Source organism: Fodinibius sp. (genome assembly GCF_034521915.1).
Taxonomy (GTDB): Bacteria; Bacteroidota; Rhodothermia; order Balneolales; family Balneolaceae; genus Fodinibius.
Genome location: NZ_JAXHLU010000011.1, coordinates 42,197 through 63,157, shown reverse-complemented (window position 1 = coordinate 63,157; position 20,961 = coordinate 42,197). Strand labels below are relative to the sequence as shown.

Genomic DNA, 20,961 nt, shown 5'->3' with positions numbered 1-20,961 from the left:
TTCGAAATTATTGTCGAAGTTTTGCTGAATACTGGTTTTCAAGAACCTTTAGAACTTTATTAATTATAGGTTCTACATCCTTGATAGTCAATGTCTTTTCTTTGTCGAGGAAAGAAAGTCTAAAAGCGATACTTTTTTTGTTTTCTCCGAGTGATTCTCCTTCGAAAACATCGAATACATCCAGCTCTTTAAGGGAATCTCCGGCTGTTTCTTCGATGGTTTGCAACAGGTCACCAGCTTTGATATGAGAATCAACAACAACCCCAAAATCGAAGTCAAAAGCAGGGAATTTGGAAACTTCTTCGTATTGCTTGGATCCCAATTGCTTATGTACTTCTTGAATTTTTGTAAGCGAAAATTCTGCGGCAAAGGCGGGAAGTTCAATATCGTAATTATCTGTTAACTCTTTGGGGATTTTAAAGATTCGTCCTATTTCTTCATCCTCAAAGGTATACAGTAACCTATTTTGTTCATCAGCTTGTTGGGAGAGGGCATTCAAAAGGTCAAACTGTTGTAAAAAGTTTTCTACCGGTGCTTTAAGATCGAAAACATCATAATGCTCAGGATCCGTTTTCCAGTGCTCGATGGTTTTAAATCCTGCCAGACCAAAAAGAATATTAGTTTCTTCTTTGATATTGGAGTGATAGGTTCCTTCTTTGGCTTTTTCGAAAACATTGCCCACTTCAAAAAATCGAACTTGCTTAGCTTTGCGATTGAAGTTGTAAGCCACTGATGTCAAAAATCCATAAAGCAGGGAAGGCCGAAGGGTGGTCATATCCGTGGATATGGGATTGAGGGTGTGAATCATGTTATCCAGATTGCCCAGCAACTCAGCATCTTCTTCTGGCATCAGCGAGTTGGAGTATATCTCCCGAAACTGCATGCCTTTGGCTGTTTCTTTGGCTTTACTCAACAGTTGTTCCCAGTCGGTTAGTGGCTCGGGAGATGTAAACTTACCGTGCTTAGGCGTGGGAATGTTATTGTAATCGAACAGGCGTCCAACCTCCTCGATTAAATCAACTTCGCGTTCCAAGTCCGGACGGAATGTAGGGATAGAATAGGTAAGGGTTTTTTCGTTCTTGTCAAGCAATTCAAACTCCAGTCCCTGCAATATGCTTTTAATCTTATCAGTGCTGAAGTCGGTACCCAGCAAACGATTAACGTACGATTTTCGAAGGGTGATTTTTTTGGCTTCCGTTTTAATTGGATGGGTATCCGTGCAGGCATCAACGATATTGCCGTCGGCAATATCAGCCATCAGTTCAGCCGCTCGTTCTGCAGCAATACGTTGCAACTGTGGATCTACGCCGCGCTCGAATCGGTACGAAGCGTCTGATTGCAGCATTTGCTCTTTAGCTGTTTTACGGATGGTAGCGGGATCAAAATAGGCACTTTCTATTAGTACGTTTTTTGTGTTATCGCTTACCTCAGAATCGACTCCACCCATTACACCGGCAATAGCTACGGGTTCTTTTCCATCACAAATAAAAAGCGTACCGGCAGAGCACGTTCGCTTTACATGATCCAGCGTTTCAAACTCGATCTCCTCATCAAAATCCTTAACGATAATTTTATCGCCTTTGATGGTATCGGCATCAAAGCCATGGAGGGGCTGTCCCAGCTCGAACATTACATAGTTTGTGATATCAACAATGTTGTTTACCGGACGAACACCAATGGCTTTAAGACGATTCTGGAGCCAATTGGGAGATTCCTCGATGGTTACATCTTTTACCAACTTTCCAACATAGCGATGACATTTTTCAGGAGATTCAATTTTTATATCAATTTCATCTAGAGGTTTTACCTCTTCAAAATCATTATCAAAAGGTTTTTTGAGCTCCAGATTGAGGGCTGCAGCTAAATCGCGAGCGACACCAACATGACAAGTAGCATCGGGACGATTGGGAGTGAGTTCAATATCGATAATAAAATCCTGATATAAGTCGATGGCTTTGTGCAGCGGCGTGCCGGGTTCCAGACTTTTGTCGAGCACCATAATACCGCTGTGATCATCACCGAGTCCAAGTTCGTCTTCAGCGCAGATCATACCGTTCGACTTTTCTCCGCGCAATTTGGCTTTACGGATGGTGAATGGTTCACCATTATCCGTTTCAACCGGCAGGGTAGTGCCAACGGTGGCAACAGGCACTTTTTGTCCTGCGGCTACATTGTCTGCACCGCAGATAATTTGATGTTGATCAGAGCCGATATCAACCCGGCAAATATATAGACGATCGGCATTGGGATGGTCTTTTACTTCTAAAACTTCACCAACTACGACGCCATCCAGTTTGCTTCCATACTGCGTCACTTCTTCTACCTCTAAGCCAATAAGCGTAAGCTTTTCGGCCGTTTCTTCCGGTGAGAGGTCAAGATCAATTAATTCTTTTAGCCAGTTGTAAGAAATCTTCATTTAGTACAAATAATTATTTTAATTGAACACGGATAAAAAGGATCAGGCAGGTGGCTGCAGATAATAATTAGTGTATATCAGTTTTATCTGCGACATCTGCGTTCTATTAAAAGTATTAATGAAATTGTTCTAAAAATCTGAAGTCATTATTGTAGAATATGCGTATATCATCAATTTGATGCCGAAGCATGGCAATGCGCTCAACGCCCATTCCCCAGGCAAAGCCAGTATATTCTTCCGGATCTATATCGACGGCTTTTAACACGTTAGGATCGACCATTCCGGATCCCAAAATTTCCAGCCATTTTCCATCGTCGTTTGGATTATTTGTTTCCCACCATACATCCATTTCCAGGCTGGGCTCCGTAAAAGGGAAATATCCCGGACGCAGTCGATATTTAACATCAGAGCCAAACATTAGCTTAGCAAAGCTAATGAGCGTTTCCTTGAGTTCAGCAATACTTACATCCGTATCAATATAGAGCGCTTCTACCTGGTGAAACAGAAAGTATGATTTGGGAGATACAGCTTCATTGCGATATACACGTCCCGGCATGATGGCACGAATGGGAGGTTCCTGTTCTTGCATCAGGCGAATTTGGACAGGAGATGTGTGCGTGCGCAGTACCAAATCTTGATCGTCCTCCTTTTTTTGAATAAAAAAGGTGTCCTGTTCGTCACGAGCAGGATGATTCGGCGGAAAATTCAACGCTGTGAAATTATGGAAGTCATCCTCAATTTCCGGTCCGTCAGCTATAGAAAACCCTAAACGGTAGAAGATATTTTTCATCTCCTCCATCGTTTGAGTAAGCGGATGATAGGAGCCTGACGAATAGGGAGGGGCCGGAAGAGTAATATCATCGGTTGCTTTTAAGTCGGCCGCTTCTTTTCGCTCCAATCGTGTTTCAGCCTCTTCAAATGTTTGTTCAGCAAGATTTTTCACCTCATTCATGGCGCGGCCCACTTCGGCTTTCTTCTCATTGGGCACTTCGCTCATTCTCGAAAACATCGATTGTACTTTACCGTTTCGGGATAGAAACTCCAGACGGAATTCCTCAAGTTCTTCCTCGTTTGTTATACGGTAGTCGGTAACTTCTTGCTTTAATTTTTTAATATCGTCGAGCATAAAAAGATCTGTCGAAATGATTTCATCTATATGTGAAATACGCAATACACATTTACAGTAACACAGAGTGTATGACGTATTGCGTGAATAAGTGGAATCTATTTAATTCGGAGGAACCCATCAATGAAAATAAAAAACCGATCCTCCCGAAGATACGAGGGGACCGGCTTTTTAACATCTTTACACGCTATTAGCTCTGCGCTTCTTCAACAATAGCGGTGAATGTCTCCGGATCATTGACGGCAAGATCGGCCAAGACCTTGCGGTTGATCTGAATATCTTTTTGTCCTAAGGCTCCCATCAGTCGCGAGTAGGTAGTACCGTTTTGACGGGCAGCAGCATTAATGCGTGTAATCCAGAGCTTTCTGAATTCACGTTTGCGAACTTTACGATCGCGATACTGATACAGCATCCCTTTCTCAATCGTGTTCTTCGCAAACTTGTAAACATTTTTTCGCTTGCCCCAGTAACCTTTCGCCTGTTTTAAAATCTTGCGGCGACGGCGACGGGAAGCCACCTTATTTCTTGATCGTGGCATTTTGTCTAATGTTTAAGAGTTAATATTAAATATTAATTAGCTGTAGGGAAGCATTTGTTCGACATCTTTCTTCTGAGTTTCATTAACCTCAGTAAATTTGCCGAGCTTACGCTTCTTTCTGCTTTTTTTCTTTGTGAGGAGATGAGCCTTTCCGGCCTTTTTGCGCATATACTTACCGGAACCGGTTTTCTTAAAGCGCTTTTTAGCCCCACTGTGTGATTTCATCTTTGGCATAATAATATACCTTTTAAATTTCTTGGAATTATGGCTTGGAAGATAAGCAATTAAGGGTACAGATTAAACTGTTAATTGAAAGTTATTCTCTAAATAATTTGGTTAACTACTTCAATTAATAAGCTTAGCACCTGGTATATTAAAAAACCCTGTTGAAGATGTACTTCAACAGGGTAATCCTAAAAATAATATCTGGATATAATTATTGGCAGCTTAGATAAAAAGGGCCACCTATGAACCGCCCTTACCGGTAGGTGCCAACATCATAATCATTCGGCGACCTTCCATATTTGGCTTGGATTCAACCTCACTAACATCATCTAATTCTTCAGCCAAATCATGAAGTAATTCTTTTCCCTTTTCGGTATAAAGCATATCACGGCCTCGGAACTGTACCGTAGCTTTTACCTTGTCTCCACCTTCAAGGAATTGCCGAGCATGACGCGTTTTAAATTCCAGGTCATGATCATCGGTATTGGGTCGAAAACGAAGCTCTTTAACCTGAACAGTGTGCTGCTTCTTTTTAGCTTCTTTTTCTTTCTTTTTCTTCTTGTACATGTACTTACCGAAATCCAGCACCTTGCAAACCGGAGGTTTGGCATCAGGGGCTACTTCTACAAGATCCATCCCATACGATTCTGCAATCTCTAATGCACGATCGATGGGTACAATCTCGTGTTCTTTTTCGACATCTTCGGGGTGCACTACCCGTACTTTTGATGCACGGATTTCTTCATTAGCATTGGGACGATCATCATTGCCCCGTGGTCGTCGTCTTCGTGTTCTTCTTGCGATAAGTTACCTCTATTATTTTTATTAGAATTTAAAACTAATGTTTTGGTACTTCTTTGTTGTTAATCTCAGTAGTGAGATTAGAAAGAAATTCAGAAAAATCAAAAGTTCCAATGTCACCTTCTTTGTGGCGGCGAACCGAGACCGTTCCATCCGATTCTTCATCACCACCTACTATTAACATATATGGAATCTTACTCGTTTCAGCATCGCGAATTTTTCCGCCAATCGGCTCACTTCGAGTATTAACTTCTACTCGTACATCTTCTTCTTTTAATTTAGATGCACATTTAAAGGCGTATTCATTAAAGTCATCAGAAACAGGTATTATTTGAACCTGTTTGGGAGCCAGCCAGACGGGAAAATCACCCGCAAAATGTTCGATTAAAATACTGGTAAACCGCTCCATAGAACCAAATGGTGCGCGGTGGATAATGACCGGTCGATGCTTGCTGTTATCAGATCCTATATAAGTTAAGTCAAAGCGTTCGGGCATTACATAATCTACCTGTATAGTACCCAGCTGCCATTTTCGGCCGATGGCATCCCGGATAATAAAATCAATTTTTGGTCCGTAGAAGCTGGCTTCCCCGCGGGCAACTTTGTAATCCAGTTTCATCTCGTCGGCAACCTCTTTAATTTCGCGTTCGGCCCGATCCCAGAATTCGGTAGCACCGCCGTACTTATCTTCATTGTCATCACGGTAAGAAAGGCGAATATCTACCGGCATTTCGAAAGTGCCGAAAACGAGTTCCGTCAATTCTATTACATTGATGATTTCATCTTTAAGCTGATCGTGCGTACAGTAGATATGAGCATCATCTTGCGTAAAGCCACGAACGCGTGAAAGTCCATTTAATTCACCGGATTGTTCGTACCGATACACACTACCGAACTCCGCCAACCGCATTGGAAGATCGCGATAGCTGCGTAGTTCGTTCGAGTAGATGCGATGATGATGCGGACAGTTCATCGGTTTTAACAGGTATCCCTCACCGTCTTCTCCCATTTCAATGGGATTGTATTGCGATTCCCGATAATAGGGGAAGTGTCCGGAAGTTCGGTACAACTCCAGATTTCCTATATGCGGAGTGATGACTTCCTGATAGCCCCGTTTTTTCTGTTCCTCGCGCAAAAATGATTCAAGTGTACGACGCAAAACAGTTCCGTTGGGGAGCCAAACGGGCAATCCCTGTCCAACCATTGAATCGATCATATAAATGCCGAGCTCTTTGCCCAGCTTTTTGTGATCGCGTTTCTTGGCTTCCTCAACCTGTTCGATGTACTGATTGAGGAGTTTCTGTTTGGGAAAGGAGATTCCGTAAATTCGTGTTAGCTGTTCATTATCTTCATCTCCGCGCCAGTACGCTCCGGCCAGACTGGTTAATTTAACTGCTTTAATGCGACCGGTATCCGGAATGTGCGGACCACGACAGAGATCAGTGAAATTCCCTTGTTCATAAAAAGTAATATTGTCGTCTTCGAGATCTTCTATTAGCTCAATTTTATACTCATTGCCCACATCTTTATAAAAGTTGAGCGCATCTTCTTTGGAAACCGGTTTGCGAGTAAACTCATTTTTTTCGCGGGCCAGCTCAATCATTTTATTTTCGATCTTTTCGAGATCATCTTCGCCAACTGTTTGATCTCCAAAGTCGATATCATAATAAAAGCCATTTTCGACGGGCGGACCGATAGCAAATTTTGCGTTGGGATAAAGCTCCTGAATTGCTTCGGCCAATACGTGGGCAGATGAGTGCCAAAATGTATATTTACCATCCTCGCTGTCCCAAGTATTTATTGTAATAGTACCGTCGCGATTGATAGGACGATCCAAGTCCATAATTTCATCATCAAGAGTAATACTAAGTGCTTCACGAGCTAATCCCTTAGAAATCGATTCAGCAACTTCGCGACCGGTTGTACCTTTGGGGAATTTCTTTTCGCTACCGTCTGGAAATGTAATGGTAATCTGTTCAGCCATTAAGAGATAAATATACGTTTAAAAGATGTTCGTATTTCTAATTATTAAAGCCTCTAAAGATATAAAAATTAGAAAACAGGCACAGGTACATTTCTACTTAATTAAAATTTCGAAATATGGTTTTATTTATTGGTTTAGAATTATAGATTATCGCTGATAATATCTACTATCAGATGGTATACTTTATACAACGACATAGCACTTAAGAGATGGAAAGTGATTACCCCTCATTTTTTGATGATCAACCAATATTTATTCTCGATCATCAAACATTAAAAATATTAGACGTCAATAAGGCGGCAGTAAATTGTTACGGTTATTCTCGCGATGAATTTCTTGCAATGGATGTATACGATCTGGGAGATAAGAAAAAAAGAGTTGAATTGATCGATGGAGCGCCGGATAAAAATAAGAGTATAGATAAGATTTGGGTTCAACAAACCAAAAATGGGGATACACTCTATGTTCAGTTTACCTACCATACTTTTTACTATAAGGGTATACCGGCCAAAATAGCTATTGCCCATGATGTTAGTGAGTTAGTGCAAAAGAATGAAGTACGACGTGTTGAGTTTCCGAAATTTATTACTCACGAGTCGAATTTTCCGTTGGCAAGGATAGAATGGGATGCGAGTAAGAAAATTAAAGACTGGTCCGAAAAAGCCGAAGAGCTTTTTGGTTGGCGCGAAGATGAAGTGATCGGGTGGGATAACTTCCTGGATAAACTAATTGCCGATGATGAAATAGAGCAGGCGAAAAGAAATCTGGAAGAAGCTATAGCAAACCGAGAAACCCATTATTCGGTGGAGGGAAAATCGCTAACTAAAAGTGGGGAAACCATTATATGTGAGTGGCACAACTCCATAATTTATGATGAAAATGAGAATCTGCATTCGGTGCATTCTCTTGTTACTGATATCAGTAAGCGTAAAGAATCCCAGAATCTATTTCGTATACTTTCCGAAAAATCACTTGTTGGGGTTTTTCTAATCCAGGATGGGAAATTTAAATATGTGAATCCAAGATTTGCTGAGATTTTTGGATACGAGCAAGATGAAATTATTGATAGAATAGAACCGCAAGAATTAGCTCATCCAGATGATCGCGCATTGATTGTTACCAACATGAAAGAGCGTCTGAATAGAAATCCTGAAGCCGAAGATGAGTATGAGATTAAGGGAATTACTAAAGGCGGGCGTGTTATAGATGCAAGCCTATATGGTTCCAAGACGATGTATCAAGGCAAGTCGGCTATTGTAGGCACGTTGGTTGATATCACTGAGAATAAAGAGATTGTACAAAAATATCAGGCTAGTCTAAATACGTTTCAGGATCTATTTGATTCCATTTCTGATGCTATTTATATCCAGGATAAAGAAGGCCGTTTTCTTGAGGTGAATCAAGGAGCTGTAGATATGTATGGTTATGAAGAATCGTTCTTTATTGGGAAAACACCTGAAGTACTAGCTGCACCAGGAAAGGTAGATATGGAAGCGACAAAGAGAAAAGTGCAAAAAGCGTTAAATGGTACTCCGCAGAGCTTTGAATGGTGGGGGAAGCGTAAAAACGGAGAGGTGTTTCCAAAAGAAGTTGTAGCTAATCCGGGTACTTATTTTGGAGAAGATGTTGTAATTACAATAGCACGTGATATTACAAAACGCTATAAGGCGGAAGAAGAGCTGCGTAAAAACGAAGAAATGTTCCGCCAACTGTTCCAAAATTCCCCTATTTCTATCGCGCTTATGGATAAGCGGCAGGAGATTAAACAGGTAAATACTGCGTTTAGTGAAACTTTTGGTTATGGGACCGAAGAAATTCAGGGGCTGGATATTGATCAGCTGATTGTTCCCGAGCACGAGAAAAAAGAGGCTCGTGAAATATCTAATACTATTTTTGAAGGTAAACCAGCTTTTCATTCGGGCAAAAGATTGCGCAAAGACGGTAGCTATGTTGACGTACTCATTTATGGCGTTCCGGTAACGGTAAACGATAAAACGGTCGCTATTTTTGGAATTTATGTGGATATAAGCGAACGAAAACAGGCTGAGGAGAAGGTCAAAAAATCCCTGAGGGAGAAAGAAGTACTCTTAGCGGAGATTCATCACCGGGTAAAAAATAATTTAGCTGTTATCACCGGTTTGCTGGAGCTGCAGGCATTTAATACCAGTTCGGAAGAGGCCATCGAGGTGCTTAAAATTAGTCAAATGCGCGTGAATTCAATTGCCTTGATTCACGAAAAGCTCTATCAGAATGAAAACTTATCGGAGATCAGCTTTGAACAGTATGTAAAAGAACTGACTGACGTCATTTTGGATTCGATGGGTACTATGCAAACTGATATTGATGTTTCGATAAATGTTGATCCGGTTAATCTTACGGTAAATCAGGCGATACCGTGCGGACTCATTTTAAATGAGATTATTACCAATTCGTTTAAGCATGCATATCCCGAGAAGGAAAAAGGAAATATTGAAATCAACTTACATAGAAGGGGCGATGAAGTGTACCTATCTATTGTTGATGATGGTATCGGTATACCAGATGAGATTGATCTGGAGAATCCAACGTCACTGGGGATCGAATTGATACGTACGCTTTCCGAACAATTAGAGGCCGAGGCTGAATTCAGTAATGAAAATCCGGGTACTAAATTTGCCTTGCACTTTACCTTGGAGCATTAATCGCCGGGACTTAATGCCCGACGATTTTACAGTTTTGCTTACTGATTTATTTGATCCTCAATTTCTTTCATCTTTCTGCCAAACTCTTCCCAGTTGCCATTTTGAAGGGCTTCTTGAGCCTCATTCCACAGGTTTTGCAGCTGCGAATAATCTTGGGTTCTATTGCTTGTGGGTTGTTCAGGTAGTGCTGTAGTAGTATCAATTTCTGCAGTAGCAATTCGCTGATCCCGTTTACCATAGAGTGCTTCGATGGATTGCCAGAGTGTGGGTTGCATGGCAATTTTTTCGCCTGTAGTAGCAATTACGCGCTGTAGCTGTGGGATGTCGACACCTTCGGCAATTAGAAATACAGGTTCAACGTAAATAAATGAATCCTCGATTGGGATTACCATCAGGTTACCGCGAATAACGCGTGAGCCACGTTGATCCCATAGCGCCAACTGACGTGAGATTTCTGTATCCTGATCGATGCGTGCCTCAATCTGAGCCGGACCCAGAATGAGTCGGTCTTTAGGCAGCTGATAAACCGATACCTCACCGTAATTCGGGTAATCCGAATTTGCAGCCATCCAACCGATCATATTATCACGGTTATTTGGCGTCAGCGGACTAATCAACAAGTACTGCAGTTCTTCCTGATCAGGAAGTTTTGTGAGCACATAATAGGGTTCCATTTTAATGGATTGGCCGCCATACTTTTCATTTGGTCGAGTCCACAGGTCTTCATTATTGTAAAATACCTGAGGGTCGGTCATGTGATATTTGTTGTATTTATCCAATTGGGCTTTAAAGTAATATATCGGATATCGAACATGCTGTTTTAATGTGCCCGGCATATTATCAATGGGCTGAAACATATTCGGAAAAATGTCCTCATACATATTCAATATGGGATCGTTATCGTCGGAGACATAAAAATCAACCGAGCCATTGTAGGCATCTACAACTACTTTAACCGAATTCCGAATATAATTAAATGAGTTGTTAAAAGGTTCGGAGTAGGGGAAGTTGGCTGAAGTCGTGTAGGCGTCCTGTATCCAGTATAATTTTCCTTCATCCAAAACCATATAAGGGTCATCTTCCATTCGCAGAAATGGAGCAATTTTTCTAACACGATCCTGAATACGTTTCCAGAAGATGATTTTGCTGTCATCCTTAATGTAATCAGTTAGCAGGATATTGATATCCCCGAAGTTCCAGGCAAAAAGTAAGCGCGAGAAAATATTGCCGATCGGTACACCACTGGACCCTTGATAATTGGTATATACATTTTGATCTCCCTGGGGATAGTCAAGCTCGCGTATATTGGTATTAACGATTTTGTAGTCGTCGTTGTGTTCTCCGTAATAAATGGCCGGCTGATTAACTTCCAGCCCTATATCACTTACCGGTGGAATATCCTTAATAGCAAGACGGGGATCACCTTGTGAACCCTCTTGTGCTACGGGACTCATTACCAGTCCGTAACCGTGTGTATATTGCAATCGTCGGTTCACCCAGGTGTCTGACCCTTCGGGCATTTCCTCCGATAATTCACGGGCCGCAACCATCATTTGCAGGTATCCTTCATTGGTTTGGTAACGATCGACATCTACATTATAAAACTGATAATAAAGCCTGATTTCCTGCAGCTGGCGATAAGTTTGTATCAACAGCCGTGGATCCCATAGACGAATATTTTCAACAGTTTCTTCATTTCGTTCTATAGTAGGCCATCCCATCTCCTCGGATGGTTGCGCGCTGTAGGGTTGTGTTTCCATTTTATCGAGCGCATAGGCCTTGCGGGTTTGGTCGATACTGTGTTCTATATATGGTTCTTCAAGCTGTAGTTCACTGGGTTGTACTACAAACTGCTGAACCATACCAGGCAACAAGCCATTGCCTATTACGCCAATTAAAATAGTGGCGGCGGCAGCGTAGATAATCCACTTGAATTGATCTTTATACAGTTGAAAGAAAGAGAATAGTCCCATCAGGAAGGTGAGTCCGCAGAGGAGCCAGATAACCGGCAATTGAATGTTAATATCCACATAGCTGGCGCCAAATACTGCTCCGGTCGAGTTATAAAGCAGATTGTACCGCTCAAGATAATACCCCCATGAAAGCAACAGAAACCAGATGCCTAAATTGATAAAAATATGTTTCTTTACATCTTTGCTGGCGCTTAAACTACGTATGGATTGCAGCGACAGGGCACCCGAATAGATATACAGGATGATTATTCCCACGGTGATAAAAAAGACCAGGGATGTTAAGCTGTTTTGAACGAGCTCTAAAAAAGGCAGACGAAATATATAAAAGCCAATATCATGACCGAAGATAGGATCGATCTGACCGAACATTTCACTCCAGTGAAATCGAAAATAGGTATCCCATCGCATGAAAAACGCCAGCGAAAAGAAGACACTTATTGCTGCGCCGGCACCGTAGAACACTGTTTTAATTTTCTTGGCATCAATTTCGTGCAGTTTCAATTGAGCCAACGGCGACTGCCCAAAATGCATAGTGCTGAACTTCTTGCCCAGCTTGCCCATGTTTGGTAGTACATACATCAGGGCTACGCCCAGCGATGAAATAAGTAGCAATGCTTGAGTTATCTTAATGGTCCAAAATACCTGATCGTATCCCAGGTTATCCAACCACATCCATTCAATAATCCAATCTGAAAATACTCCAATCAGTACTACTATAAGCAAGATGGGAATAAGAACCCGAAATAGTTTTGATGATCCTAATGACTTATTCATGTAATATCTGTTAATCTCTGGTTTAATTTGGTACCGTATATTTTAGCGAACATAAAATAGCAACCATTTTGTACAAATAAGAATTTCGCTGATAATTAAAGTTAATTGCCAGCCTATTATTTTAACTGTAATGGATTAAAATCATAAATTTAAACTAATAAGGTTAAATATTTACTTTTTAAACTATTATGGTTATATAAAAGAAAAAAGAACTTATTATGAACAAGCAACTGGTATTAATTGGTGATCTGGAAGATTCTCAGTCGGTTCAAAATAGGGACAGGGAGGCCTTACAAGAGGTATTATTGAATAAACTGAAAGCTCTTAATACGGAGTATGGTGAGCACATTGTATCTCCCTATACGATTACGCTTGGGGATGAATTCCAGGCAGTTTTTGATCGAGCCGATGCTGTTTTTGTACAGATGTTAAAAATAATGTCTGCGATACATCCGATAGGTGTACGATTTTCGCTGGCAGTTGGAGATATAGATACGCCCATTAATACTGAGCAAGCTATTGGGATGGATGGTCCGGCTTTTCATCGGGCTCGGCGTGGTATTGAACAACTCAAAGAAAGCGGGTATCTATTTAATATTGGATTCGAGGATGAGGATTCGCCCGAACTGCGAATCATAAACAACAGTTTGCAACTTTTATCGGGAGAAATGAGAGGGTGGAATAAGAGACGTTTGATTATCTTACATATGATGAAAGATGGATACGATTATAAGGAGATTTCAGAGACTCTTGAAATTTCAAAACCGGCCTTTTACAAAAATAAAGATGCTGGTATGCTGGATGTTGTGGGCGAATTAGGCGATAATATTGAGGAAGTAATAAATCAAAAGTTAAGATAATGAACTACGCCATTTTTTTAGGGATTCTTAATCTAATCCTGCTTGTCCAGACTGCGTCTTATCTCACGGGATAAGGGAATAAATCGATCGGATCTGTGGGTGATGACGATCATCCCATTATTGTGTTTGCCATTTTTGACAGTAAGCCTAAGCTGGGTATTGCTAATATTCTATTTGATTGGTCATCCTTTCTTAATGTGGATGCTGGAAAAGCAGAAAACATCATTAAATCGGAACCGCATGTTGATGCTGCTATTGCATATAATTGTAGTAGCTGCTTTATGTAGCCCCTTATTTGAGCTATCAACGAATAAATTAGCAGCCAATCTTTTAGCTGGTATTGATAAGGTGTTCTTTCCCAATATTGTTATATCAGAGGGGAGGGTTGGCGTAGTTTATCTATTTATTTTTGGCTTTTTGATGGTGTTGAATGAAGCCAATATCATATTGCGATACGTGTTAAAGTTAGCGGGATTAAAATCGTTGGGTAAAACAAAAGAGGTCGATCAAAAGGAATATAACACGGGACGAATCATAGGATTACTCGAGCGCATTTTTATATTTCTATTTGTGCTCTTAAATCAATTTGCGGCGATAGGATTTATTTTAGCTGCTAAAGGTGTTACGCGTTTCAAGGATTTTGAAAGTCGCACCTTCGCTGAATATGTGTTGATTGGAACATTGCTTTCGGCTCTTTTGGCTATGGCAGTCGCTTTTTTGGTAAAGTCAGCTCCACTGTTATAGGAGAAAAGTAAACTGTAAGGGTTCATATTACACATCAAAGTGATTTTCTTGACTGCTTGCAAGCCCTCGATTTATGTAAATTGTGAACAATCAGAAGGGAGTGGAATTAGTAGCCATTTCTTTTTGTGGTTATGCTGTTGTCAAAAGGATAGCAGTAGAGAATAAACAATTAATGAGGTTTACTATGGATCCTAAAACCGGAAAAAAGGCTAAAAAAGCCGATAAGAAAAATGCTCATAAGACATCTTCATTCAAGAAAGAAGAGATCAAGAGCAATCCCAAAAAGCTATAAAATGGAGCTGTAACAGTCAGCACCAATAGTATTTTAAAGAGCATTAATACCAGCTTATTATTCAATAAATAGGAGGGATAATGCTCTTATTTTTTACTAACTAGATACCTTATAATGAGGTTTTCCCATAAATTTCTGTAACTCACTGAAAATATTAGCTTTATTAATAAGTTGGGAAGGAAGTATGAGGTGCAAAATATTATTAGGTCATTAGGGTAAGCTCCTATATACCAACAATATATAATGTTGTATCTATAAAAATTATAGATACAATGCAAATTGCGTAATTATTACTATTCACAAAATAATAACTGATATCTGCTGTTCATTTATGAACGCAGTTGTGCCATTAATCCAACGAAAAAAATACCGAAGATTAAAGCAACAATTCCTTCTACGGTCATTAGGTGAGTAATAATAAATTCAAGAGCTATACCAATATAAACTTCCAATAGATCTAACCATTTGTCTATCATAACTGCAGGGGTTAATTGGGGTTTTTAGGTACCTGCTTATAGGAGATCAACTTATAAAAGTTCCCATTTTGGGGAAGGAATAAGAAGACTTACCCCGATTATTCAAGTTATAATCTTTTATAGTCTTTTCAAGTGTTACTCTTCAAGATAAATGCCATCATCTTCAATCCGGATAATATTTTCTTTGTAGAGTCGGCCAATTGCTTTTTTGAAGGTCTTTTTGCTCATCTCAAGTCGCCTGTGAATTTCGTCAGGATCACTTTTGTCATGCAGATCCAGATATCCGCCAACTTGTTTAAGTCGCTTTAGGATAAAATCAGCATTGGGTCCTACTTTTTTATATCCGATAGGTCGAAGGGTAACATCAATCTTATTATCTTCTCTGATCTGCTTAATATAGCCTGTCGTTTGTTCACCAGTATATACGTCATGATAAAACTCATTGTGGTACACGAGTCCTTCATGGGTTTCATTAATTACTACCTTAAAGCCCAAATCAGTTTTATCCCAAATCCAAAGATCCACTTCGTCGCCCTCTTCGACGGTAATATTTTCGTTATCCAAAAATTTATCCAGTTTGGCACTGGCCGCTAGTCGATCGGTCTTTTTATCCAGATACATATATACCAAGTATGATTGGCCTTCAATCATGGTTCCAACCTGCTCTCGATGAGGGACAAAAAGATCTTTATCCAGCCCCCAGTCGAGATATGCCCCGTGACGGTTTGCATCTTTTACTTCAAGAAATGCTAAACTGTTGAGTGTTATCTTGGGATCTTGCATAGTTGCGGTAACACGCTCTTCCCCGTCTTTATAGATAAAAACGCGCACATTTTCTCCCTCTTGTAGGTCGCGAAGAGCCAGTTTATTAGGGAGGAGCACTTCTTCATCTCCGCGTGTGGATGTATTCTGAAGAAAATAGCCGAATTCTGTTTTTCGAGCTACATTAAGTGTTTGATATGTACCGAGATTGAACATGAAAATCCTTGTAATGAAGTGTAAAAAAATGAAGTAAGTAAGATAAGGGCCTTAAAATTGATTCCCCAACTTAAATTTCTATAAACTACTTGCCCAGCAGCATATCAAGATAAGCATCTTTGACTGCGGGCGTCACTTCCCGAAAGGTCTTAAAGGGCAGATGTTTGCCGGGCTGGGAAGTATCCACTTTAATCCCCCATAGCGGACTCATATCCGTAGGAAGCATGGCATAACGTCCATCGCCAATAATGTTATTTTTATCGGGATGTTGTATCAAATAACCCTCAGAAAGCTTGTCAAATCGCCGAATATCCTCATAGAGAGTAGTGCCTTTAAATTGCTGATACTGTTGTTGCCAGTTTAGCAATGGAGCTGATTCTCCGGAATACACTTTAGCATCCAGGCCGAGGCGAACCCCATTTGCATAAAGAGAATCTTGTGCTTCATACCGAATACTCCACAACAATTGATTGCCAAGTGTTGGTTTTACCACGAGGCGCTCTATTTGGTGATTCTGTTGCTTGGCAATGGTTTTTGCCACAGATTTACCGCGTTGCTGTTGCAATACCGCAAAAGATAGATATAGGGCAATCCATGGCCAGACAAACCAGCTTATTTTGGGATTCTTTTTGTAATGCGTAAAAATCACCAGTCCCAAGATTACGGCTGAAAACAGGGGATCGAAAACCGAAATAAGATCCCAAGAGAAACGGCTGTCTAAAAATGGCCAAAATAATTTTGTCCCATAACTGGTAAATGTATCTGTAATCCCCGCTGTAGCATAGCCTAAGAAGCTGAGTGCATAGAGCTTTTTGAATGACATTTTATTGCGAAAGAAATACCATAGAAGTCCGCTGGCAATAAGAGCTCCTACAGGAATAAATACAAATGAATGGGAAAATTGCCTATGAAGCTCAATATTGAGGAGGGGATCCGCCGGATCAGTGATAAAAACATCCAGATCAGCAAGCATGGCGGATACCAGGCCGATGATAGCGGCGGGACGTAATTGTTCCTTAGATACAACGGATTGAGATGCGGAGGCGCCAATAAGTCCGTGCGTAACAGGATCCATTCCTACGGTCTATGGTTAGATATATGACGCCTAAGATACCAATTTACGGGTAGCTGACGAAAGGCAATTTCTTACTCTTCTTCTGAACTGTCGCTAAGAAACAGAATGGTGACTAATAAAATTGAATCTCGTATTGCTCGCAGGGAATGAGATTGGTTACGCTTGAGATATAGCCAGTCGCCACTGGTAAGCACATGTTTTTCGCCCTCAACGGCAAATTCGGTTTTTCCCTCTAAACATTGAACAGAAATTTGTCCGTTAACACTATGTTCGGTGATATCTTTTTCTTTGGGGATGACCATTCTTATGACTTCCATATCCTTCGTTTTCATCAACGCGAGGGTAGCGTCTTCGGGTAAGTCGCTGGGTGGCGTATAGAGATTTACGACTTCAGCGGGATTTATTTTTCGTTGGGCCATAGCTGATAGTTTTCTTTGACAGTCTGTTAACCCAAGTAATGTAACATGCAGTGAGACAACTGCAAAGGATCTAAGCTAATTAAGATCGATTTCAAAGAGTTTATTTGGGCTATTAAATCCTGACAAGTTAATAGTTTTTTCTAACTGGAATCCAAGTTTGGTGAGCACTTTAATCGACTGTTCATTCTCAGGATGGGTAATTGCTGCTATGCGAGATAATTTCAATTCTTTCCTGGCATAGTCGAGCACAGCCCGTCCGGCTTCGGTGGCGTATCCTTGTTCCCAGTACTTTTTGAGAAAAGCGTATCCAAGATCGGGTATTTTGAGAACTTCTCGTTTCTTTAATCCACAGATGCCAATTGAACAATCGGATACCGTTATATTTACTAAATAAAGCCCATAACCATGATTTCTGTAACTTGCCAAGGGACCATCTTCCAGATACTCCAGGGCACCTTTTTTCTTTCGTATGCCTTTATCACCAATATATTTGTGGAACGCAGGCTCGTTTAATAATTCCAAGATAAAGGGGGCATCGCTTGGTGTAAGTTGTTGAAGAGTTAAACGTTCGGTTTGAAGAATCTTCATGCTGAAGCCTACATATCACACTGTTTTTTTAGAGCCGAAATATCTTCTTCTGTAAGCTGAAGATTTGCCATATTCTGTTTGGCCATCATGTTGTGCATAATGGATTTTGGATTATCGACGTGATCTAATCCCAGAGCATGTCCCACTTCATGAGCCAGAACAGTTTTAAGCTGAGCACGATTGCCAAATTGATAAATGTTTATCGCCTGATTTTCACCACGTTTTACAAACCGTCCCTGATCAAATTTTCTGGGCTTACTAAAACGATCGTTATACTCGGCAATCAGGTTATTATGCTCCTTGATAAGATTATTCAGCTTTTCTGTCTTGGCGTTGGTTCGTTCTCTGAGTGATTCCAGGTTTTTCTTTTTCCGTTTTAATGAAGCTTCAAGAGTACTAATTTCTTGTTCCAGGGTTTTAAATTTGGCAATAATTTTTGATGATGCTTCTTTTCCTTCCCATTCTTTAGCTAATTGGTTATAGGTCGATATTTTACTGTTGTATTCATTTAGTGTTTGGCGAACATCTTTTTCAGCCTTCTCGTATCGATCAGAAAGCCGCTTGTATTCCCGTTCAACAGTTGAGACCTGTTGTTCCTTTGCTGTAATCCGATCAGAAAATTGCCGTTCCGCATCTGTTCTTTTTTGTTCTTCACTGTAAATCAGGTTTAAAGCTACCTGTCCATCTTGTGATAAATTGATCAGGTCTTTGTCTATTGCTGATTCCCATAACTGTTCCACTTCATCCATAATTTTGGCCAGCTCTTTTTGAGTGATATCAAAGCGCGAATCGATATCTCCAAGTCGATAGGTGAGGGGATCCTGGCAAGGAGAAGGTGCCTTTTGATCGGAACGGTTTATTGTTGAGCCATTGCTAAATATTAACCATCCCGCAAAAACGGTAAGGACAAATAGTGCCGAGTAAATTTTGGAATTCACTATGTATAATTCTTATTCAGAAGTTAAAACGTATCTATGGGACAGAGACGAAAGAGCAAAGAAAAATTGATAAGCTTCTCACAGCAATTTTTGTGCCTGTTAGCTGATAACAGTAAAATTATGATCGGGCTTGTTCGGCTAAATCCATAACAGCTTTTGTATATAACCGGCTGGGATTATATCGTAAAACGGCTGTCTCGATATCTCCCGTGCGTTTCTTAAAATATGCCAGGTAATTGCCAACAGACATGATGTTATTATTCATGTCAAAAATATCATCTCCAACAAACCATTTGTTAAGGGAATAGGGGATAAACTGGGCAAATGTTATGGCCCCGGCATAGCTCGATTTTAAATCAAAAACATCTATATTTTTACGTTTCGTAAATTTCAAGAGTTCCAATATTTGAGCCTTGGCAAAGTCCTTGCGGTATTCATTGGCATACATCGATACATATGCATTAAAAGGATTATAGGAGCCCACATTTTTCCCAAAATCAGATTCTATTCCAATAATAGCAGCAATAACAGATGAGGGAATTCCATATTCTTGTTCTGCCTGTTTAAGCTGGTCAGAGTATTTCGCCATAAATTCATCAATCTTACGGGCTTTATCCTCAAAGTTGAGCACCCTTTTGTACGAATCCAGGCTCTGTGATTTTCGCTCCGCTGATTTTCTGAATCGATCAGCGATATCTTGATATAGCTCAAAGCGGGGATCATCCAGCAGTGATTGCACTTCAAAGCCTTTCTTTTCAAGATAGGAGATAAGGGAAGACAGATTCTCATTATCGGGATCTTCATACGCCAAAGCAGGAGTAGTGAGTATTAAAAGCAGAAGATATACCAGTGAGGCTTTGAGTCGTCTGAAGAACATAATATTGCCTTTGTATTTTTTTATAGCCGTATCTGTATTTAATTATAAAAATTCTGCATCCAAATGGAAGTCTTTTTTACAGAAAATTAAATGCTATAAAAAAGTTGTTACTTAGACTTTTGCTGACCCTCAACCTTTGCATTCCAGGATTGTTTCAGCGCTTTTAAAAACACTTCTGTTTCACGGGCTCCCGATACGGCAAATTTTCGATCAAACAGAAAAAAGGGCACTCCTGTTATATTGATATTTTGAGCCAGCTGTATATCGTGATTGACAGCGTTAGCATATTTCTCGCTTTCTAATATACTTTTTGCCTCAGTAGGATCAATTCCGATACTCTCTGCCAACGCAATGAGCGTTTGATGATCGGCTATATTTTTCCCGTCAGTGAAGTATGCTTTAAAAAGGGCTTCCTCCATCTCATCTCCCTTTCCCCGGTCTTTAGCAAATTGTACCAGTCGATGGGCATCGTATGAATTAGCTACTACAGCCTGATCCATATTGTATTCCAATCCCTCATCGGCTGCCATATCGGTGACTCGTTGATTCATTTGCTGCGCCTGTTCGAGAGACCATCCCTTAGCTTCCGCTAAGTACTCATTGATATTAGCATCGGGATCGGTTTCCATATCGGGATTGAGCTGAAAGCTGCGCCAGGTAACGTCAATCTCATTGTTATATTCGAAATTCGCCAAAGCATTTTCGAAGCGCCGCTTGCCGATATAGCAAAAAGGACACATTACATCGGACCAGATTTCTACTTCCATAAAGATGATATCTTATTATTAAAATTACTTTCACATTAAAATAAACAAAATGCAGTGAAATCCATTCGCAAATGGAGTTGTTGCTGTTTTGTTAAATTATGAGCGGAAATAGATATTGAAAAATCCGGACCTTAATTAGATATACATTAGTTACCGAAAAAGTCTAATACATTATATAGTGTGCTGGTTTCACCTTTATAAAGCTCAGTATATTTGCAACTCGAACAAGTTACAGTAGTGAATTTTTTAGTCTGTACGTTAAAAAATTTGGATACTCCACCGCCCGTACCCGATAGCTCGTCTACTTCAAAATGTTGATTCCCGCATTTAGGACATTCCCAGTTTTGTTGAGGCATCTTTATATTGGTTTAAAAACTAAAATGGATTTGATTTTCAATGGTAGAAAAACACTTTTCAAAATCCAAGATT

General features: G+C 40.3%; 20 protein-coding genes. 5 read left to right on the top strand and 15 right to left on the bottom strand.

Going from position 1 to position 20,961, the window contains the following annotated elements:
- Window positions 1–7 precede the first annotated feature (7 nt).
- The 6 genes from pheT to thrS all read right to left on the bottom strand — a co-directional run bounded on the left by pheT (window position 8) and on the right by thrS (window position 7,090).
- Window positions 8–2,416, bottom strand: a complete 2,409-nt coding sequence (pheT, locus tag U5J89_RS07715) for a phenylalanine--tRNA ligase subunit beta (protein ID WP_322575031.1) — start codon at window positions 2,414–2,416, stop codon at window positions 8–10.
- A 115-nt stretch (window positions 2,417–2,531) separates the two neighbouring features.
- Window positions 2,532–3,542, bottom strand: coding sequence for a phenylalanine--tRNA ligase subunit alpha (gene pheS, locus U5J89_RS07710; protein WP_322575030.1), 1,011 nt, complete (start codon window positions 3,540–3,542; stop codon window positions 2,532–2,534).
- A 190-nt stretch (window positions 3,543–3,732) separates the two neighbouring features.
- Entirely contained in the window at window positions 3,733–4,080 is a 348-nt protein-coding gene (rplT, locus tag U5J89_RS07705; protein WP_095606598.1) for a 50S ribosomal protein L20, read from the bottom strand.
- 36 nt (window positions 4,081–4,116) lie between these two features.
- Window positions 4,117–4,314 carry a 50S ribosomal protein L35 gene (gene rpmI, locus U5J89_RS07700; protein ID WP_322575029.1) on the bottom strand — a complete coding sequence of 66 codons (198 nt, stop codon included), beginning with the start codon at window positions 4,312–4,314 and terminating at the stop codon, window positions 4,117–4,119.
- Between the two features lie 231 nt (window positions 4,315–4,545).
- On the bottom strand, window positions 4,546–5,109 hold the full coding sequence (infC, locus tag U5J89_RS07695) for a translation initiation factor IF-3 (protein WP_322575130.1): 564 nt from the start codon (window positions 5,107–5,109) through the stop codon (window positions 4,546–4,548).
- A gap of 34 nt (window positions 5,110–5,143) precedes the next feature.
- Complete coding sequence (thrS, locus tag U5J89_RS07690) at window positions 5,144–7,090, bottom strand: threonine--tRNA ligase (protein ID WP_322575028.1); 1,947 nt, start codon at window positions 7,088–7,090, stop codon at window positions 5,144–5,146.
- A gap of 209 nt (window positions 7,091–7,299) precedes the next feature.
- Between thrS and U5J89_RS07685 the strand changes: the two genes are divergently transcribed.
- Window positions 7,300–9,771: a PAS domain S-box protein gene (locus U5J89_RS07685; protein ID WP_322575027.1), complete on the top strand. Its 2,472-nt coding sequence runs from the start codon at window positions 7,300–7,302 to the stop codon at window positions 9,769–9,771.
- Window positions 9,772–9,809: 38 nt separating this feature from the next.
- Here U5J89_RS07685 and U5J89_RS07680 read toward each other — a convergent pair whose 3' ends face one another.
- The gene (locus tag U5J89_RS07680) at window positions 9,810–12,518 is read right to left on the bottom strand and encodes a UPF0182 family protein (RefSeq protein ID WP_322575026.1); all 2,709 of its coding nucleotides are present in this window, start codon (window positions 12,516–12,518) and stop codon (window positions 9,810–9,812) included.
- A 218-nt stretch (window positions 12,519–12,736) separates the two neighbouring features.
- Between U5J89_RS07680 and U5J89_RS07675 the strand changes: the two genes are divergently transcribed.
- The 4 genes from U5J89_RS07675 to U5J89_RS07660 all read left to right on the top strand — a co-directional run bounded on the left by U5J89_RS07675 (window position 12,737) and on the right by U5J89_RS07660 (window position 14,414).
- The gene (locus U5J89_RS07675) at window positions 12,737–13,378 is read left to right on the top strand and encodes a SatD family protein (RefSeq protein ID WP_322575025.1); all 642 of its coding nucleotides are present in this window, start codon (window positions 12,737–12,739) and stop codon (window positions 13,376–13,378) included.
- Window positions 13,379–13,473: 95 nt separating this feature from the next.
- The gene (locus U5J89_RS07670; RefSeq protein ID WP_322575024.1) at window positions 13,474–13,665 is read left to right on the top strand and encodes a hypothetical protein; all 192 of its coding nucleotides are present in this window, start codon (window positions 13,474–13,476) and stop codon (window positions 13,663–13,665) included.
- Window positions 13,625–14,122 (top strand): hypothetical protein, encoded by a 498-nt coding sequence (locus U5J89_RS07665; RefSeq protein ID WP_322575023.1) that lies wholly within the window; start codon window positions 13,625–13,627, stop codon window positions 14,120–14,122. Before U5J89_RS07670 ends, U5J89_RS07665 begins: the two co-directional genes overlap by 41 nt.
- Before the next feature lie 100 nt (window positions 14,123–14,222).
- Entirely contained in the window at window positions 14,223–14,414 is a 192-nt protein-coding gene (locus tag U5J89_RS07660) for a hypothetical protein (RefSeq protein WP_322575022.1), read from the top strand.
- Window positions 14,415–15,025: 611 nt separating this feature from the next.
- Here the strand turns inward: U5J89_RS07660 and U5J89_RS07655 are convergent.
- The 8 genes from U5J89_RS07655 to U5J89_RS15925 all read right to left on the bottom strand — a co-directional run bounded on the left by U5J89_RS07655 (window position 15,026) and on the right by U5J89_RS15925 (window position 20,888).
- On the bottom strand, window positions 15,026–15,868 hold the full coding sequence (locus U5J89_RS07655) for a S1 RNA-binding domain-containing protein (protein ID WP_322575021.1): 843 nt from the start codon (window positions 15,866–15,868) through the stop codon (window positions 15,026–15,028).
- Window positions 15,869–15,953: 85 nt separating this feature from the next.
- Window positions 15,954–16,943: a metal-dependent hydrolase gene (locus U5J89_RS07650; protein WP_322575020.1), complete on the bottom strand. Its 990-nt coding sequence runs from the start codon at window positions 16,941–16,943 to the stop codon at window positions 15,954–15,956.
- Window positions 16,944–17,014: 71 nt separating this feature from the next.
- Entirely contained in the window at window positions 17,015–17,362 is a 348-nt protein-coding gene (locus tag U5J89_RS07645) for a cupin domain-containing protein (protein ID WP_322575019.1), read from the bottom strand.
- 75 nt (window positions 17,363–17,437) lie between these two features.
- Window positions 17,438–17,950, bottom strand: coding sequence for a GNAT family N-acetyltransferase (locus U5J89_RS07640; protein WP_322575018.1), 513 nt, complete (start codon window positions 17,948–17,950; stop codon window positions 17,438–17,440).
- An 8-nt stretch (window positions 17,951–17,958) separates the two neighbouring features.
- The gene (locus U5J89_RS07635) at window positions 17,959–18,888 is read right to left on the bottom strand and encodes a matrixin family metalloprotease (RefSeq protein WP_322575017.1); all 930 of its coding nucleotides are present in this window, start codon (window positions 18,886–18,888) and stop codon (window positions 17,959–17,961) included.
- A 118-nt stretch (window positions 18,889–19,006) separates the two neighbouring features.
- The gene (locus U5J89_RS07630; protein ID WP_322575016.1) at window positions 19,007–19,765 is read right to left on the bottom strand and encodes a lytic murein transglycosylase; all 759 of its coding nucleotides are present in this window, start codon (window positions 19,763–19,765) and stop codon (window positions 19,007–19,009) included.
- A gap of 107 nt (window positions 19,766–19,872) precedes the next feature.
- A complete protein-coding gene (locus U5J89_RS07625; protein WP_322575015.1) occupies window positions 19,873–20,532 on the bottom strand; it encodes a DsbA family oxidoreductase in 660 nt (219 codons plus the stop codon).
- Window positions 20,533–20,678: 146 nt separating this feature from the next.
- Window positions 20,679–20,888, bottom strand: coding sequence for a zinc ribbon domain-containing protein (locus U5J89_RS15925; RefSeq protein WP_416208506.1), 210 nt, complete (start codon window positions 20,886–20,888; stop codon window positions 20,679–20,681).
- Between the last annotated feature and the right edge of the window lie 73 nt (window positions 20,889–20,961).

Excerpts from the sequence above, each read along its gene's own strand:
- pheT (WP_322575031.1), bottom strand. The coding sequence starts at position 2,416 with ATGAAGATTTCTTACAACTGGCTAAAAGAATTAATTGATCTTGACCTC.
- pheS (WP_322575030.1), bottom strand. The coding sequence starts at position 3,542 with ATGCTCGACGATATTAAAAAATTAAAGCAAGAAGTTACCGACTACCGT.
- rplT (WP_095606598.1), bottom strand. The coding sequence starts at position 4,080 with ATGCCACGATCAAGAAATAAGGTGGCTTCCCGTCGCCGTCGCCGCAAG.
- rpmI (WP_322575029.1), bottom strand. The coding sequence starts at position 4,314 with ATGCCAAAGATGAAATCACACAGTGGGGCTAAAAAGCGCTTTAAGAAA.
- thrS (WP_322575028.1), bottom strand. The coding sequence starts at position 7,090 with ATGGCTGAACAGATTACCATTACATTTCCAGACGGTAGCGAAAAGAAA.
- U5J89_RS07685 (WP_322575027.1), top strand. The coding sequence starts at position 7,300 with ATGGAAAGTGATTACCCCTCATTTTTTGATGATCAACCAATATTTATT.
- U5J89_RS07680 (WP_322575026.1), bottom strand. The coding sequence starts at position 12,518 with ATGAATAAGTCATTAGGATCATCAAAACTATTTCGGGTTCTTATTCCC.
- U5J89_RS07675 (WP_322575025.1), top strand. The coding sequence starts at position 12,737 with ATGAACAAGCAACTGGTATTAATTGGTGATCTGGAAGATTCTCAGTCG.
- U5J89_RS07665 (WP_322575023.1), top strand. The coding sequence starts at position 13,625 with ATGCTGCTATTGCATATAATTGTAGTAGCTGCTTTATGTAGCCCCTTA.
- U5J89_RS07655 (WP_322575021.1), bottom strand. The coding sequence starts at position 15,868 with ATGTTCAATCTCGGTACATATCAAACACTTAATGTAGCTCGAAAAACA.
- U5J89_RS07650 (WP_322575020.1), bottom strand. The coding sequence starts at position 16,943 with ATGGATCCTGTTACGCACGGACTTATTGGCGCCTCCGCATCTCAATCC.
- U5J89_RS07645 (WP_322575019.1), bottom strand. The coding sequence starts at position 17,362 with ATGGCCCAACGAAAAATAAATCCCGCTGAAGTCGTAAATCTCTATACG.
- U5J89_RS07640 (WP_322575018.1), bottom strand. The coding sequence starts at position 17,950 with ATGAAGATTCTTCAAACCGAACGTTTAACTCTTCAACAACTTACACCA.
- U5J89_RS07630 (WP_322575016.1), bottom strand. The coding sequence starts at position 19,765 with ATGTTCTTCAGACGACTCAAAGCCTCACTGGTATATCTTCTGCTTTTA.
- U5J89_RS07625 (WP_322575015.1), bottom strand. The coding sequence starts at position 20,532 with ATGGAAGTAGAAATCTGGTCCGATGTAATGTGTCCTTTTTGCTATATC.
- U5J89_RS15925 (WP_416208506.1), bottom strand. The coding sequence starts at position 20,888 with ATGCCTCAACAAAACTGGGAATGTCCTAAATGCGGGAATCAACATTTT.